Annotated in this window: 13 protein-coding genes; 8 read left to right on the top strand and 5 right to left on the bottom strand. The window is 59.8% G+C overall.

Annotated features, from left to right (window positions below):
* Nucleotides 1-322: 322 nt before the first annotated feature.
* The 5 genes from BMY98_RS10905 to BMY98_RS10885 all read right to left on the bottom strand — a co-directional run bounded on the left by BMY98_RS10905 (nucleotide 323) and on the right by BMY98_RS10885 (nucleotide 6,335).
* Nucleotides 323-1,258 (bottom strand): alpha/beta hydrolase, encoded by a 936-nt coding sequence (locus BMY98_RS10905; protein ID WP_074888617.1) that lies wholly within the window; start codon nucleotides 1,256-1,258, stop codon nucleotides 323-325.
* A 39-nt stretch (nucleotides 1,259-1,297) separates the two neighbouring features.
* Complete coding sequence (gene choX / locus BMY98_RS10900) at nucleotides 1,298-2,239, bottom strand: choline ABC transporter substrate-binding protein (protein WP_074888615.1); 942 nt, start codon at nucleotides 2,237-2,239, stop codon at nucleotides 1,298-1,300.
* Nucleotides 2,240-2,608: 369 nt separating this feature from the next.
* Nucleotides 2,609-4,828, bottom strand: a complete 2,220-nt coding sequence (locus BMY98_RS10895; protein WP_074888612.1) for a xanthine dehydrogenase family protein molybdopterin-binding subunit — start codon at nucleotides 4,826-4,828, stop codon at nucleotides 2,609-2,611.
* Nucleotides 4,828-5,814 (bottom strand): FAD binding domain-containing protein, encoded by a 987-nt coding sequence (locus BMY98_RS10890; protein WP_074888610.1) that lies wholly within the window; start codon nucleotides 5,812-5,814, stop codon nucleotides 4,828-4,830. Before BMY98_RS10890 ends, BMY98_RS10895 begins: the two co-directional genes overlap by 1 nt.
* Nucleotides 5,811-6,335 carry a (2Fe-2S)-binding protein gene (locus tag BMY98_RS10885; RefSeq protein ID WP_074888607.1) on the bottom strand — a complete coding sequence of 175 codons (525 nt, stop codon included), beginning with the start codon at nucleotides 6,333-6,335 and terminating at the stop codon, nucleotides 5,811-5,813. Before BMY98_RS10885 ends, BMY98_RS10890 begins: the two co-directional genes overlap by 4 nt.
* Nucleotides 6,336-6,641: 306 nt before the next feature.
* Here BMY98_RS10885 and BMY98_RS10880 point away from each other — a divergent pair, with 306 nt between their 5' ends.
* The 8 genes from BMY98_RS10880 (at nucleotide 6,642) to BMY98_RS10840 (ending at nucleotide 15,967) form a co-directional block, all read left to right on the top strand.
* Entirely contained in the window at nucleotides 6,642-7,934 is a 1,293-nt protein-coding gene (locus BMY98_RS10880) for an NCS2 family permease (RefSeq protein ID WP_074888604.1), read from the top strand.
* Nucleotides 7,931-9,016 carry a tRNA (uridine(54)-C5)-methyltransferase TrmA gene (gene trmA, locus BMY98_RS10875; protein ID WP_074888601.1) on the top strand — a complete coding sequence of 362 codons (1,086 nt, stop codon included), beginning with the start codon at nucleotides 7,931-7,933 and terminating at the stop codon, nucleotides 9,014-9,016. Before BMY98_RS10880 ends, trmA begins: the two co-directional genes overlap by 4 nt.
* 370 nt (nucleotides 9,017-9,386) lie before the next feature.
* Entirely contained in the window at nucleotides 9,387-10,679 is a 1,293-nt protein-coding gene (locus BMY98_RS10870) for an MFS transporter (RefSeq protein ID WP_074888597.1), read from the top strand.
* A gap of 238 nt (nucleotides 10,680-10,917) precedes the next feature.
* The gene (locus BMY98_RS10865) at nucleotides 10,918-11,406 is read left to right on the top strand and encodes an Hcp family type VI secretion system effector (RefSeq protein WP_074888594.1); all 489 of its coding nucleotides are present in this window, start codon (nucleotides 10,918-10,920) and stop codon (nucleotides 11,404-11,406) included.
* A gap of 9 nt (nucleotides 11,407-11,415) precedes the next feature.
* Nucleotides 11,416-12,369: a hypothetical protein gene (locus tag BMY98_RS10860; protein WP_074888591.1), complete on the top strand. Its 954-nt coding sequence runs from the start codon at nucleotides 11,416-11,418 to the stop codon at nucleotides 12,367-12,369.
* A gap of 1,113 nt (nucleotides 12,370-13,482) precedes the next feature.
* A complete protein-coding gene (locus BMY98_RS10850) occupies nucleotides 13,483-13,851 on the top strand; it encodes a hypothetical protein (protein ID WP_139214475.1) in 369 nt (122 codons plus the stop codon).
* A 228-nt stretch (nucleotides 13,852-14,079) separates the two neighbouring features.
* Nucleotides 14,080-14,973 carry a KPN_02809 family neutral zinc metallopeptidase gene (ypfJ, locus tag BMY98_RS10845; RefSeq protein WP_074888585.1) on the top strand — a complete coding sequence of 298 codons (894 nt, stop codon included), beginning with the start codon at nucleotides 14,080-14,082 and terminating at the stop codon, nucleotides 14,971-14,973.
* Nucleotides 14,974-14,977: 4 nt separating this feature from the next.
* A complete protein-coding gene (locus tag BMY98_RS10840) occupies nucleotides 14,978-15,967 on the top strand; it encodes a hypothetical protein (RefSeq protein WP_074888583.1) in 990 nt (329 codons plus the stop codon).
* Nucleotides 15,968-16,011: the final 44 nt, after the last annotated feature.

Raw genomic sequence — 16,011 nt, 5'->3', positions numbered from 1 at the left:
GGTGGAACTGGCTTCAGACTCGGGGCCTGCAGCGACTGCCCCCACGGTGTATTGAGTACGAGGTGTGGCGTTTGTTCTCGTGGTTTCGTGCTCAGGTCGGCAACCGGGGAGATGCGTCAGGCGGCCAGTTCGATCAACACACGCCAAGGTATTGATCCAGGTCAGCTGACATTGAAAGAGTAGTCCCATTTCGGCACTTGCTGTGCGTGGTCTTTTGTCGCGTGGCGAGTTGACTCACCTGTCAGAGCGGTGCAGTTAGAGGGAAGCAGAACAGAGTGGGCGGATTCATAGCTTAGCCCTTACAGCGTCGAAGCAAGAGGTCCTACAGCGGATCGCGAATAAAGCCCAATAGTGCGGAAATCAGTCGCTGATAAAGCGCGTCCACTTCCGGCACCTGGCCTTTGGCCCTGAGACTACCGTGAAGCAGCCCGAGCCCGGGATCGTACTCGGTGCGCACGCCCGCTTCACGCAACGCGCGCTCGTAGGCGATGCCGTCATCACGCAAGGGGTCGAACTGCGCGACGACGATGAACGCAGGCGCCAGATCATGGAAATCACCGGCCTTGAGTGGCCGCGCATAAGCCGATTGTTCGGCCTCCGCCATGTAAAGCTGGCGGTAATATACCAGCTCATCAGTGGAAAGAAGTGGTGCGTCCGCGCACTCACGGCGCGAGGGCAAATCGTTTGCGCCCCCCAGTTCCGGGTAAATCAACGCCTGCCCGACCGGCTGAGGCTCACCGGAATCGCGCAATGCGAGGCACAGTGCAGCGGCGAGATTGCCGCCAGCGCTGTCCCCGGCGATGGCGATGCGGCGCGGGTCGATGTCCAGCCGCTGCGCCTGAATCTGCAAGGCGTGCCAGACCGCCAGACAGTCACCGAATCCCGCAGGGAACGGGTGTTCAGGGGCCAGCCGGTAATCGACGGCGACGACCACCGCGTTGAGGTCGGCCGCCAGGGCAGCGGTCAGAAAGTCGTGAGAATCGAGATCGCCGACGACCCAGCCGCCGCCGTGGATGTACATCACACACGGCGCCGGATGTTCAAGGGAAAGCCGCTGGGGCCGGTAACTGCGCACCGCCACGCCGCCGAGGGAGAAATCCCCTACATCGAGGTGCGCCGGACGGGTGGGCGTGAACGCTTCACTCATCCGCGAATACGCGCGGCGCTGCTCATTGATGTCCTCGGATGCGCTGCTGAAGCTCAGTGTTTTGGCCAAAAACTCGGACATTTCGGAGGACAGCGGGTAAGACGTAGGCATTGGCGGCTCCAGCCCGAGCCCTTGGCCAGGCCTGCTTGGTTACTTGTTCACCGCCACTTGCACGGCGGCGGCGGCGTCTTTGCCATCGAAGGTCGTCACGCCATCCAGCCAACGCTTCATGTCTTCCGGATGATCCTTGAGCCACTGGCGGGCAACGTCGGTCGGCGCCTTGCGGTCCATGATCGGCACCATCATCTGGCTCTCCTGAGCGGCGGTGAACTTCAGGTTGCTCATCAGCTTGCTGACGTTCGGGCAACGGGACGCGTAATCCGGCGCGGTTACGACTGAAACGGTCGCCGCCCCTTCACTCGGGCCGAACACGTCTTCGCTGCCGGTCAGGTAGGCGATCTTCATGTTGATGTTCATCGGGTGCGGCGTCCAGCCTACGAATACCACCCATTCATTACGCTTGATCGCACGTTGCACCGCCGCGAGCATGCCCGCCTCGCCGGACTCGACCAGCTGGAAGCCGCCGAGGCCGAACTGGTTCTTCTCGATCATGCCCTTGATGTTGGCGTTGGCACCGGTGCCGGGCTCGATGCCGTAGATCTTGCCGCCAAGTTTGTCCTTGAACCTGGCGATGTCGCCGAAGGTTTTCAGCCCGCCCGACGCCACATAATCCGGCACCGCCAGGGTTGCCTGGGCATCGCTCATGCTGGGTACGTCGAGGACCTTGACCTGATTGGCCGCCACAAACGGCGCGATGTTTTTGTCCATCGCCGGTTTCCAGTACCCCATGAACACGTCGAGCCGATCGTCGCGCAAGCCGCCGAAGACGATTTGCTGGGCGGCGCTGGTCTGTTTGACCTCATACCCCATGTTCTGCAGCAGCACTTCGGCCACCGCGCTGGTGGCGACGACGTCTGTCCAGTTGACCACGCCCATGCGCACGTTCTGGCATTTGGCGGGTTCCGCTGCCAGCAGGACGGTGCTGCTCAGCATCAACGCAGCGCAACTGATATGACGAATAAATGAGTTCATGGGTGCTCCTCGGGTCGGCTCGTTATTTTATTCAGCTCTTTTCGGCAGTTTTTCAAGGCGTGAAGACCCACGGCAATTCGGTGGCTGCCGCGTTGATGCAAGGTACGCAGCAGGCCTGAGCATCAAGCGCACCAGCGCGACCTGTGCTTGCACTGGGGCGACATTCAATAAGGGGGGGTTTAGCAGCAGATGATCGTTCCCACGCTCTGCGAGGCAACGAAGTTGATGACGGTCTGATCGTTCCCACGCTCCGCGTGGTAATGCAGTGGATGACGCTCGGCGTCATTGGGACGCAGAGCGTCCGAGGAGAGGCGTTCCCACGCAGAGCGTGGGAACGATCAGGCGCGCTCCTGCAAGGTACCGAGTCGGTTACAGCACCTTATCCAGCGTAATAGGGAATTCCCGAACGCGCTTGCCCGTGGCATGGTAGATCGCATTGGCGATGGCCGAGGCCACGCCGACGATGCCGATCTCGCCCACACCCTTGGAGCCCAGGTCGTTGACGATGCTGTCGTTCTCTTCCACGAACAGCACGTCGATCTCGCCGATGTCCGCGTTCACCGGGATGTGGTACTGGGCCAGGCTGTGGTTCATGAAGCGCCCGAGGGTGTGGTCGGTCTGGCTCTCTTCCTGCAGAGCCTGACCAATGCCCCAGACGACGCCGCCGAGAATCTGGCTGCGTGCGGTTTTCGAGTTCACCACCCGTCCCGCCGCAACAGCATCCACTACGCGATTGACGCGAATGGTGCCCAGGTCTTCATCCACCAGCACTTCAACGAACACCGCCGAGTGCGTCGCCGTCGAATAGCCTTCGCGCTTGTCGTCAGGCTTGGCGTCGATCTGCACCTCCAGCGTCTCGTGAGAGGACTCGCGGACGATGTCTGCGTAGGCAAAACGCTGATCGTCGATCAACAGGTAGCCATCGCCGTAACCGACATCGGCCATGTCCACCACCGCGTATTGCGGATGCGCCATGCGCACGGCGTCGAGCAACTTGGCGCGCAACGCACGGCAGGCCTGCTGCACCGCCGTACCCACTGAAGACACGGTGAACGAGCCACCCTGCAACGGCGACGTCGGCAGCGACGAATCACCCAGCACGAAGGTGACGTCTTCAGGATTTACGCCCGCTGCCTCGGCGGCAATCTGAGTCATGACCGTGTAAGTGCCAGTGCCGATGTCAGTGGTGGCGCTGCTCACGGTGATCTTGCCGCTGCTGTCGATGCTGGCCTTGGCGCTGGCCGGCATCTGCATGGCTTCCCATACACCGCCGGCCATGCCCCAACCCACCAGTTGCCGGCCCTGACGCATGCTGCGCGGCTCCGGGTTGCGCTTGCTCCAGCCAAAGCGCTGTGCGCCTTGCTCGTAGCAGGCCAGCAGTTCTTTGCTGGAGTACGGCTTGCCCTCGTTGCCGTTGCTGTCAGCAAAGTTGACGATCCGCAATTGCACGGGATCGATGCCGGCCGCAATGGCCAGCTCGTCCATCGCACATTCCAGCGCGACCATGCCGGAGGCGGCGCCCGGTGCGCGCATGTCCAGCGGCGTGTAGACGTCCAGCGGCGCCAACTTGTAGCTCAATGCCACGTTGTCGCACTGATAGAGCATGCCGCTCCATTCAACGACGTGCTCGGCAAAGTCTTCAAAGCGCGACGTCTGGCCGATCGCGTCGTGGGCGATCGCCATCAGCTTGCCATCCTTCGAGGCACCGAGACGCATGTGCTGGAGGGTCTGCGGGCGGTAACCGAAGGTAAACATCTGCTGACGGGTCAGCGTCAGACGCACCGAACGCTGGAGCTTCAACGCCGCCATGACGGCCAGCGGCAGTTGGTATTGCGGACGCAGGCCGGAACCGAACGCGCCACCGACGAAGGCAGCGAGGATGCGGATCTTTTCTTTCTCCAGACCAAACACGCTGTGCAGGTAGTCCTGGCAGTTCTGCGTACCCTGGGTCTTATCGTGGATCTCCAGGCTGCCATCAGCCTTGTAGAACACCGTCGATGCGTGGGGCTCCATCGGGTTGTGGTGCTCGTTGGGCGTGCTGTAGTGGGTGTCGACCGTCACCGCAGCTTGGGCAAATGCACCCGAAAAATCCCCGCGCGGCTTCGGTGTTTCCGCCGGTGCCGTGTGGGCGTCACTCTGGCCGACGCTGAGGTCGGTCTGGTGCGACTCGGTTTGATACTCGATGCGCACGAGGGAGCCGGCATGCCGCGCCAGTTCAAGGGTGTCAGCCACGACCAATGCCAGCGGCTGGCCGCTGTAGAGCACGTGATCGTTATAGAACGGGCGGAACGGCGAACCTTCCGCCGAGTCGGCGTCCTGATAGTCCTCGTCATAGCTGGCGATGTGCGGGCGGTTGGTGTGGTCAATGACCGCGATTACGCCAGGGACTGCCAGCGCCTGCGAGGCATCGATGCGCACGACGCGGCCCGAAGCGATGGTGCTGGAGACCACGCTGCCATGGAGCAAGCCGTCCTCCGGATACTCACCGGCATAGCGGGCCTGACCGGTCACTTTCAGGCGTCCGTCGACGCGGTCCATCGGTTGGCCCAGCGCAGAGGCCTTTCCCGGGGTGGGTGTATTGGCGTTCATTAAACAGTTCCTCCCAAGGTGGCGTCGCTCAAGGCGCGAACGATCGCGCGGCGCGCCAGCTTGATCTTGAAAGCGTTGTGCGCCAGCGGTTGAGCGTCGCGCAGCATCGCGTCGGCAGCAGCAACAAAGTTTTCCCGGGAAACCGGCAGGCCCTTGAGCGACTGCTCGACGGCCGTGTCGCGCCATGGCTTGTGTGCCACGCCACCCAGGGCGATGCGCACATCACGGATCACGTCGCCATCGAGCTCAACGGCCGCTGCCACCGAGATCAGGGCAAAGGCGTAAGACGCGCGGTCACGGATTTTCAGGTAATGGCTGTGCTGCTGAAAACGTGGCGCTGGCAGTTCGACGGCGGTAATCAGTTCATCGTCGGCAAGCTGGTTGTCGCGCTGGGGCGCATCGCCGGGCAGGCGGTGGAAGTCAGCAAACTCGATGACCCGGGCACCGGCACGACCCTGGACGTGAACGCGGGCTTCGAGCGCAGCCAGCGCAACGCACATGTCCGACGGGTGAGTCGCGACGCACGCATCGCTGGCACCGAGAATCGCGTGAATGCGGTTCAGGCCGTCTTTGGCCGGGCAGCCAGTGCCAGGCTCGCGCTTGTTGCACGGCACGGTCGAATCGTAGAAGTAGTAGCAGCGAGTGCGCTGCAACAGGTTGCCACCGGTGCTCGCCATGTTGCGCAACTGCGGCGAAGCGCCGGCCAGAATGGCTTGGGACAGTAGCGGATAGTCACGCTCGATCAGCGGGTGCCACGCCAGGTCGGCGTTACTCACCAGCGCGCCGATCATCAGGCCGCCGCTGTCGGTTGCGCGGACATCTTTCAGCGGGAGCCCGGTGATGTCGATCAAGTGCTCGGGGCGAGCGATGTTTTCTTTCATCAAATCCAGCAGGTTCGTGCCACCAGCGATGAATCGGCTGGCAGGACCTGCGAGATTGACCGCCTGAGCGATGTCGGACGGCTTGCTGTAGCTGAAGGGATTCATTGGCCACGCCCTCCCTGATCCGGCGCGGCATTCATGGATGGCAAGACCTCCACCACCGCCGCACGTATGTTGCTGTAGGCGCCGCAACGGCAAAGGTTGCCGCTCATCAGTTCTTTCACTTCATCGTCGGTGCTGGCGCGGCCTTCGTTGGCCAGGCCCACCGCCGAGCAGATCTGGCCGGGCGTGCAGTAGCCGCACTGGAAAGCGTCATGCTTGATGAACGCTTGCTGCATCGGATGCAGCGTATCGCCATCTGCAAGCCCTTCGATCGTGGTCAGCTCGGCGCCGTCACACATGATCGCCAGGGTCAGGCACGCATTGATGCGCTTGCCGTCGCGCAGCACGGTGCATGCACCGCATTGGCCGTGGTCACAGCCCTTTTTGGTGCCGACCAGATCGAGCTGCTCGCGCAGCAGATCCAGCAGCGTGGTCCAGGGCTGTACGTCCACTTGTCGGGTCTGGCCGTTCAACGTCAGGGCGATGGAATGCCCTGCGAACGCCTGTTCATTGGTTGCACTCATGGGAAGCCTCACGGTAGGTACTCGATCAGCGCAGTGATCTGCGTCTTAAGGAGTACGACTTGCGCGATTTCGGAAACGTTCAGGGTTTATGACGGGCGTTTTGACGCAGCGGTGCGCCTGCCTGGGGCAAGCCAATTCGGACATTTGCAATCTGACGACAAGCGCCAGGCCCCATCGCCCGGAGCTGCTGGTATGATGCGCGGCTTTTTGCAACTGGCAGAATTTGTGCAAGCCGTTTCGGTGAGCTGTGCTTTGCTGTTTCAGTCGACTACATAAATGACGCGGAGCGTCACCGGGGAGCCTTAAATGCTGGAGCGGTTGTTTCAACTCAGGGCACATAACACCAATGTGCGCACCGAAATTCTGGCCGGGGTCACGACCTTTCTGGCCATGGCCTACATCCTGTTCGTGAACCCGAGCATCCTTGGCGAGACCGGCATGGACAAGGGCGCGATTTTCGTCGCCACCTGTCTGGCCGCCGCCATCGGCTCCACGGTCATGGGCCTGATCGCCAACTACCCGATCGCCCTCGCGCCGGGTATGGGCCTCAATGCCTTCTTCACCTACACCGTCGTGCTGCACATGGGCCACACCTGGCAAGTGGCGCTGGGCGCGGTGTTCATTTCTGCGGTGATGTTTTTCCTGCTGTCGATCTTCCGCATACGCGAATGGATCATCAACAGCATCCCGCTGCCGCTGCGCTCGGCCATTGCCGCCGGTATCGGCCTGTTCCTGGCGCTGATTGCGCTGCACAACGCCGGCATCGTCGTCACTAACCCGGCCACTATGGTCGGCCTGGGCGATCTGGCCAAACCGGCACCGATTCTTGCGGCGCTGGGCTTCGCGCTGATCGTGGCGCTGGAGGCCCTGAAAGTGCGCGGCGCAGTGCTGATCGGCATTCTGGCCGTCACCATCATCTCGATTGTCATGGGTTTCTCACCCTTCGGCGGCGTGATATCGATGCCGCCTTCGCTGGCACCGACCTTCCTGCAGCTGGACATCCCCGGCGCACTGAACATCGGCCTGGTCAGCGTGATTTTCTCTTTCCTGTTTGTCGACCTGTTCGATAACTCCGGCACCCTGATCGGCGTCGCCAAGCGCGCGGGCCTGATGGGCAAGGACGGCCACATGCCGAAGATGGGCCGTGCGCTGATCGCCGACAGTACCGCGGCAATGGCCGGCTCTCTGCTGGGCACCTCGACCACCACCAGTTACATCGAGTCGGCTGCGGGCGTGAGCGCTGGCGGGCGAACCGGTCTGACGGCCATTGTGGTTGCCGTGCTGTTTCTTTTGGCGCTGTTTTTCGCACCGCTGGCCGGCAGCGTTCCGGCATTCGCCACTGCCCCTGCCCTGCTGTTCGTGGCCGTGTTGATGACCTCGGGCCTTGCCGAAATCAACTGGGACGACATCACTGAAGCAGCACCGGTGGTGATCACCGCGCTGGCCATGCCGTTCACCTATTCGATCGCCAACGGTATCGCCTTTGGCTTCATTTCCTGGACCGTGATCAAGCTGTTGTCGGGCCGGGGCCGCGAGCTGAATTCGGCGCTGGTCGTGCTGTCGATTCTGTTCGTGATCAAGCTGGGCTTTTATCCATGAGTTCTACGTTCGACCCTGCAAGCTACACCGCTCAGCTCGATGAGAAGGCCACGCGCCTGCGCGAGCTACTGGCGCCTTTCGCGGCGCCCGAGCCTCAGGTCTTCGATTCGCCGCGCGAGCATTACCGCCTGCGCGCCGAATTCCGCCTGTGGCGCGACGACGGCAAGCGTCACTACGCGATGTTCGCGCCGGGCGACAAGCACACGCCGATCCTGATCAACGACTTCCCCATCGCCAGCCAGCAGATCAACGCGCTGATGCCGGTGTTGCGGGATCGCTGGGAGGCGAGCAAGACGCTCAATCACAAGCTGTTTCAGGTGGATTTTCTGACCACGCTGGCCGGCGACGGCATGATCACCCTGTGCTACCACCGCCCGCTGGACGACGCCTGGCAAGTCGAGGCTGAGCAACTGGCGGCTGATTTGAAGGTCAGCGTGATCGGCCGTTCGAAAGGTCAGCGTCTGGTGATCGGTCGCGATTACGTGACTGAGCAGCTGGATGTCGCTGGTCGCACGTTCAGCTATCGCCAGCCGGAGGGCGCATTCACCCAGCCTAACGGCACGGTGAACCAGAAAATGCTGAGTTGGGCGTACGAGGCATTGGGCGATCGCGATGACGATTTGCTTGAGCTGTATTGCGGCAACGGCAACTTCACGCTGCCGTTGGCGACCCGCGTGCGCAAGGTGCTGGCGACGGAGATCAGCAAGACGTCGGTCAATGCAGCATTGAGTAACCTGGCGGACAACGGGGTGGATAACGTGTCGCTGGTGCGCCTGTCGGCGGAAGAGCTGACCGAAGCCCTGAATGAGGTGCGCCCGTTCCGTCGTCTGGCCGGTGTCGATCTGAAAAGCTACGACTTCGGCAGCGTGTTCGTCGACCCGCCCCGCGCCGGCATGGACCCGGACACCTGTGAGCTGACGCGGCGTTTCGAACGCATTCTGTACATCTCGTGCAACCCGGAAACCCTGGCCGCGAACATCGCACAGCTGCACGACACCCACTGGGTCGAGCGCTGCGCGCTGTTTGATCAGTTTCCGTATACCCACCACATGGAGTCGGGGGTTTTGCTGGTTCGCCGCTGAAGGCGATTCTGGCAAGTTCTTCGCATCAACCCATTTTGTAGGGGCCAGCCCGCTGGCGAACGCATTTTTGAGCCGGCTGGCTGGCGAACGCAGGGCGTCAGTCGACATCTATGTGTCTGACACTCCGCGTTCGCCAGCAAGCCGGCTCCTGCAGAGCGAGGTGTCAGCAGAACCGGCTTCAGCTGGAGAGGGTGTTTGAGTGGGACCGGCTTCAGCCGGGAATAGCGGTAATTGCAAACGCCCACACTACCTCCATGCGCCCGCAGCATATCCCGCACCATCCATCATTAAATTCCTGACAGCTAGCGGCGAACCGCGCCAGACCGGTGTATAACTCTCGGCCGTCTTTCGCTTCGATGGATGCCTTGCCTTGAGCTCCGAATCGCCCGCCCCGCCCTCTGAATCCTCCGCTAAAAGCGCCCTGCGGCTGCCCGGTTTTTTCGCCTTCCTGACTGCGCGCCTTGCTGCCGTTTTCGCCATGCAGATTCAGGCAGTGGTCGTCGCCTGGCAGGTCTACGACATGACTCGCAGCCCGATTTCGCTGGCGTATGTGGGTCTCGCGCAGTTCATTCCCATGCTGCTGTTGTTGATGCCGGCCGGCGACCTGATCGACCGCTACGATCGCAAGATGATCCTGACCATCAGTTGGTCGGTCCAAGCGGTGTGCAGCCTGATGCTGATGCTGTTCTCGGTCACGCACCATCAAGACACACGCCTGATCTACGCCACCCTGGCCTTGTTCGGTTGCGCACGGGCGTTCACCGGGCCGGCGCTGCAGAGCCTCCTGCCGCAAGTCGTCCCGCGCGAAAAACTAGCGTCGGCCATCGCGACGAACAGCATGATCATGCGCATCGCCACCATCGCCGGGCCTCTGGTCGGCGGCGGCTTATATGCAGCGGGCGGCGGCGGTTTGACCTACTCAGTGTGCATGGCCAGCTTCATCGCTGGCGTACTGTTGCTGATCCGCGTGCCGGTGCTCTATGCCGGCAAGAAGCAGATTCTCGAGTCCACGGCCTGGAAGCGCTTTACCGCGGGCATCGCCTTCATCCGCTCGCGGCCGATCATCCTCGGCACCATTTCCCTGGACCTGTTCGCCGTGCTGCTCGGCGGCGTGGTGGCGCTGTTACCGATTTATGCCCATGAAGTGCTGCACCTGGGGCCGCAAGGGCTGGGCGCGCTGCGCAGTGCAATGAGTCTGGGGGAGGTCAGCACCGGTCTGTACCTGAGCTTCCGGCCTTTTGATCGACACGTCGGTCTGGTCATGTTCATCGCCGTCGCGGTGTTCGGTGTCGCCAATCTGGTGTTCGCCCTGTCGACCCTGTTCTGGCTGTCGCTGCTCGCTTTGATGATTGCCGGTGCGGCGGACATGGTCAGCGTCTACATTCGCTCCACGCTGGTGCAGTTCTCGACGCCGGACGACATGCGCGGACGGGTCAATGCGGTGAATATGCTGTTTATCGGTTCGTCCAACGAGCTGGGCGAATTCCGCGCCGGGAGCAGCGCAGCGCTGTGGGGTGCCGTGCCCGCTGCGATCATCGGCGGCCTGTGCACACTGGGTGTCGTTGGCGCCTGGATGGTTGGCTTCAAGGCCCTGCGCCAGGTGAACCACTTCGCCGATGCCTCGCCGGTCGAGACCACCGAGAAGCAGACGGCGAGGGTCTAACCCATGTGGTTTTAGCTGTTGGCGCGCACCCTCTGCGCCAGCAGCGAATACAGCTATTTCCCACCTTTTCGACAGATCACTGCCGCGAACATCACCCTGACGGAATCTTCCGTAAGACGCGCTATGGCTCCAGCGTAGGACCGATCCGAATCGTACTTTTGCCCCCCCTCTTGGCGCTTCAAAGCCACGAATACGCTCCCTATCCTTGCTGGATCTGAACTCAGCAAGGACACGCGGCATGGCATTTGACGGATTCATCAGGCTGGACGGGATCGACGGCGAGTCGCTGGATGAGCGCAACAAGGGCTGGATCGAAATCGTGGCCTACGACTTCGGCGTCAGCCAAAGCACTTCGGCCACCGCCAGCTCAAACGGCGGCGCGGGCTCGGGTCGGGCCAGCCTCAGCGACTTCAGCTTCAGCAAGCGCCTGGATAAATCCAGCGCTGCGTTGTTTGAAGCCAGTTGCGCGGGTACGCACATCAAGGACCTGACCTTGTCCCTCTACCGCGCCGGTGGAGATAAGTTGAAGTACTACGAAGTGCGCCTCGAAGAAGTCATCATTTCTGACTTCAGCCAAAGCGGTGAAAGCGGCGAGCCCCTGGAACACGTGCAAATCAACTTCGGCCGCGTCCGCATTCTGTACACCCAGCAGAAACGCAGCGACGGGGCGGCAGCCGGCAATGTAGTCGGCGGCTGGGACCGCATCGCCAACAAGCGCTTTAGTTGAGGACAGCCCGTGTCCAAGCCCTATGTGTTTATCAATGACCGCATACAGACCTATTTCACACTCAAGGCACGGGTGAGCGGGGGTGCGAAGTTCGATGTGCTTAACGCGCACATTCGAAACGTTGTGGTGATGCCGGGCCAGCTGGTGATTGTCAGCGACGGTTCAAACGGCACTCTCACGGCGGAAGAGAAAGAGCTGATGAACCTGGCGCGTAACGTCCATCGTCAAGTGAAAGGCGCGGGCAGCCAGCTCATCGAGAACTACGACTTGCTGCAGAACATGCTCAGTTATGGATCGCTGGGTATTGGCGCTGCCACCGGGAGTTGGGGCAAGCACCTGGAGGGCGTGAAGAAAACCCTGGAAGAGATCGAGCGGCTTTACAAACTGTCGCTGGCGCGCGGAACACCCATTGCCCGGCAAGAGTTCATCAACCAGCGACGAGCGCTGTTTGCCACGCTTGATAAGCAACTGGAAGGCATTGCTCGCTGGGGGACGGGCTTACGCAAAAGAGGCTCTCTAAAGAAGATGCTGGGGTTGTCGACCAAGAGTTATCTGCATACGGGCGAGATTCAAGGATATGCAGAGCGAGTTGCGAAGATAGCCAAGGCGGCTAAGTTGTTGAAGCATGGGACGGCGATTGGGATCGGACTTAGCAGTTTTTCGGCTTACCTTGAGCTTAGAGAAGCTTGCTCCCTGGGGCGGGCGGATGATTGCACCAAAGCGAAGTACGTTGGAGGGATCAAGCTGGTATCCGGCGTTGTGGGAGGGATGGCAGGGGGCTCTGCTGGGGCTGTAGTTATTGGGCCCATTTGCATGGCGATATTGGGAGCCCCTACTGGAGGAATAGGCGCATTGGGATGCGGCATTGTTGGTGGAATGATAGGGGGCTACGGCGGTGGGGTTGGCGGCGAGATCGTGGGCGAAGACTTCGGCGAGATGATCTACGAGTGGATGCCGAAATGAGCCCACACCCAACGGGTCCCCTGGGGCTAATTTTAATAACATCGATGTGGATCAATATCTTCGTAATGATTTGGTTCACTCACAAATACATTAACCACCTTGAAAGCCTGCTGTCTGACTGCAAGTGCATCAGTGACACAAGGGCTCTTTGGCAAGGGGGATTAATTGGCAGGCACATGCGATTAAATATGGTTGTGACAGTGATTACGCTGCCCAGGGAGATGTACCGGCGGGGCCATGCCCCAAGAAATGCGCACCTCTGTGTTCCTCGCCATCTGAAATGGTGGATTTGGGTAATTTACGGTTGGCTTTTCGTTAATTGTTTCTGCCTGGCCGTATTAGTGTGGGTAATAAAAAACCGTTGAGAGCCTACAACCTGAAGGGTTTGAACTGACGAGCAAGATAGTTGCTGCAGCGAAAATGACAGAAAACACTGGAAGACATTGATTGGCTGTACCTACTGTCGGTAGCACGCGGAATACCGATTGCCCGGCCGGAGTTCATCAACCAGCCCAGCCGCAGGGGCCTATGCGTTTACCAACTTTAGCATCGCCGTGTTTGTAGCCCCCTTGAGTGGGCTGAGCGTTCTTGGCTGCGGAATAATTGGTGGACTGGTTGGAGGGTTCGGCGGCGGCAAAATCGGTGAGGCTTTTGGCGAGGTTACGGGCGAATTGGTTTATGACTGGGTACCTTGAACAATGCATCTATTAATTGACCTACTGTCAATGGCAATGTCCTTTTGGATGATCGCGACCGCCTTAGCGATGACAATTTTTTGCTACAGAAAAATAGAGGTAATTGAAAGTTATCTAAATGACTGCAGATGCATATCTGATGCTCGAAGGATGTGGGGCGACGGCATTATTGGAAGACAGATGCGCATGAACATGGGGACTGTCCTCCTTACTTTTCCGCATTTGATGTACCTCCGTGGAGATATTTCAAAAGACGCAAACTTAAGAGTGCCACCACATTTAAGGGCCTGGATACTCTGGCTCTACATCAATCTAAACACAGTATTTGTGTGCATGATCGGACTTTATGCCTTTATCAAAGCACAGTGAGAGAAGTGACAGAAATGACCGACGAATATCTCTATGAATGGGCGCAGTAATGGTAGATATCCCTGCCGGACTCTTGGCACTCATTTTGACAGTAATCACGGCCTTACATCTCGCCGGCTACTATATCTTCTTCTACATCAACTTGGAAAAAATCGAAAACTACCTATGCGACATTGAAATGTTCTCATTGAATCGAGAATTCTACGGAGACAGTTTTTTCGGACGAAGAATGAGGGAAACGTTCGTGATGCTTGTTGCAGTCGCACCTGAAATTTTCTGGAGGCAGGAGCGCATTCCCAGGCAAAAGCTTCTCAAATTACCTCGCCGACTGCTTTGGGGAGTGCGGATAATTTATGGCTCGATGATTCTCATCAGTGTGAGTAGCGGACTGCTCTATTATTTTCGCGCCCCTCATTAGCGCACTCAAAGGGCGCTACCTTGGCATGGGTCTACTTCTCCGCAGATTGAAAAATGAAAATGAAGGTACTGAGCTGCCAACCTCCATCAACAAGCTTTGCAGGTCAGCGATACCTCTGAAGAACCGATTCGCGAACTATTCCCCCTCCCCTCCTCTCTTAGTCCAGCAGACCAGACGGCGCACGCCCGCCGTCTACACTTCCCACACGACCAAAAAGAGGATTCCCCCATGCTATGGAAAAAAGGACGTCGCAGTGACAACGTCGTGGACGCACGTGGCGATTCCGGGGGTGGCGGTGGCGGCGGGATGCGCATTGGCGGCAAGGGGTTGGGGCTTGGCGGGATTGTGATCATCGTCGCAATCGGCCTGCTGACCGGGCAGGACCCGATGCGGATTCTGGGTGAGATCACCGGCCAGATGGGTTCGGAGCAGACCGCAGCGGTCAATCCGCAAACGCGCCAGGCGCCACCGGCCAATGACGAGCAGGCCGACTTCGTGCGCGCGATCCTGGGCGACACCGAGGACACGTGGCAGCAGGTGTTCCAGCAAATGGGGAGCCAGTACAAGGCACCCGCCTTGATTCTGTTCAGCGGTCGGGTGCAATCGGCGTGTGGTTCGGCGTCTTCGGCGAGCGGCCCTTTCTACTGCCCGGCTGACCAGCGCGTGTACCTGGACATGGAGTTTTTCCGTGAAATGAGTCAGCGCTTTAAAGCGGCGGGAGATTTCGCTCAGGCTTACGTGATTGCCCACGAAGTTGGCCATCATGTGCAGACCTTGCTGGGGGTTTCGGCTAAAGTTGACGCCGCCCGCCAACGCGGTATGAAAATGGAAGGTGACAACGGTTTGCTGGTGCGTCAGGAGCTTCAGGCTGACTGCCTGGCAGGCGTTTGGGCCAACAACGCACAAAAGCGTTTGAACTGGCTGGAGCCGGGTGATATTGAAGAGGCGCTGAACGCCGCCAACGCCATTGGCGACGACCGCTTGCAGCAACAGGGTCAGGGCCGGGTCGTGCCAGACTCGTTTACCCACGGCACTTCTGCCCAGCGGGTCCGCTGGTTCAAGACAGGTTTTGCCGCAGGACAAATCAACCAATGCGATACGTTCGCCGCCAAGAGCCTCTGATCACATGATGAAACCGCTTTCGATCCTGTTGTTGGGCACCCTGATGAGCCTCAATGCTCATGCAGCGGATCAGGCGGTTAAATCCATCAGCCCCGACCGGCTGCAGATCAACGGGACGACCCAGGCCACGCTCGGCCTGAGCCAGAGCTGGGTTCGTCCCAGCCCGCAGGTCCAGCAGGTCGTTATCGTTTTTCACGGCCGGCTGCGCAATGCTCAAACCTACCTGCGCAGTGTCGAGCGTGCGGCCAACCAGTCACGCCAGCGCTCGAAAACGCTGCTAATCGCGCCGCAATTTCTCGATGAAAAAGACATTGCACAGCACCGCCTGCCCGAATCGGTGCTGCGCTGGCACACCAATGACTGGATGGCGGGCGAGAAGTCGTTGGGCTCCAAGCCGGTCAGCTCTTTTGTGGTCATCGATCACATCCTCAAACGTTTGAGTGACAGCAAGCTGTTTCCCAACTTGAAGGAGATCGTGATCGCTGGCCATTCGGGCGGTGCTCAAGTGGTGCAGCGCTACGCAATGATTGGCGGCAAGGAAGATGCATTGCTGAAGAAGGAAGGCATCAAGCTGCGCTATGTGATCGCCAACCCATCCTCGTATGCATATTTCGATGCGACTCGGCCTGTGCCGGTTGATGCGGCAAGCTGCCCGACCTTCGACACATGGAAGTACGGCCTGAACAAGCTGCCAGCCTATGCCGGCAAGGAAACACCGGCTGAGCTGGAGGCTGCGTACGTAAAGCGGGACATTACTTATCTTCTGGGCGAGCTGGACACCGATCCGGACCATCCGGCGCTGGACAAGGATTGCGGTGCCGAAGCCCAAGGGCCACAGCGTCTGGCCCGTGGTCACAACTATTTCGACTACCTCACCAAGCGTCATCCGGAAGGCTTGAATCAACGCCTGGTTGAAGTGAAAAACGTCGGGCACAACGGCGACGCGATCTTCACCTCACCTGAAGGGCAGACGGCGCTTTTTAAGGCTAATTGACTTAGTGTTTTGAGGGAGGCGCTGGGCGATAACGCCTTCGCGCC

The organism is Pseudomonas graminis, from assembly GCF_900111735.1.
GTDB classification, from domain to species: domain Bacteria; phylum Pseudomonadota; class Gammaproteobacteria; order Pseudomonadales; family Pseudomonadaceae; genus Aquipseudomonas; species Aquipseudomonas graminis.
The sequence above is the reverse complement of the archived record's forward strand: the minus strand, read 5'-3'. Positions and strand labels throughout refer to the sequence as shown.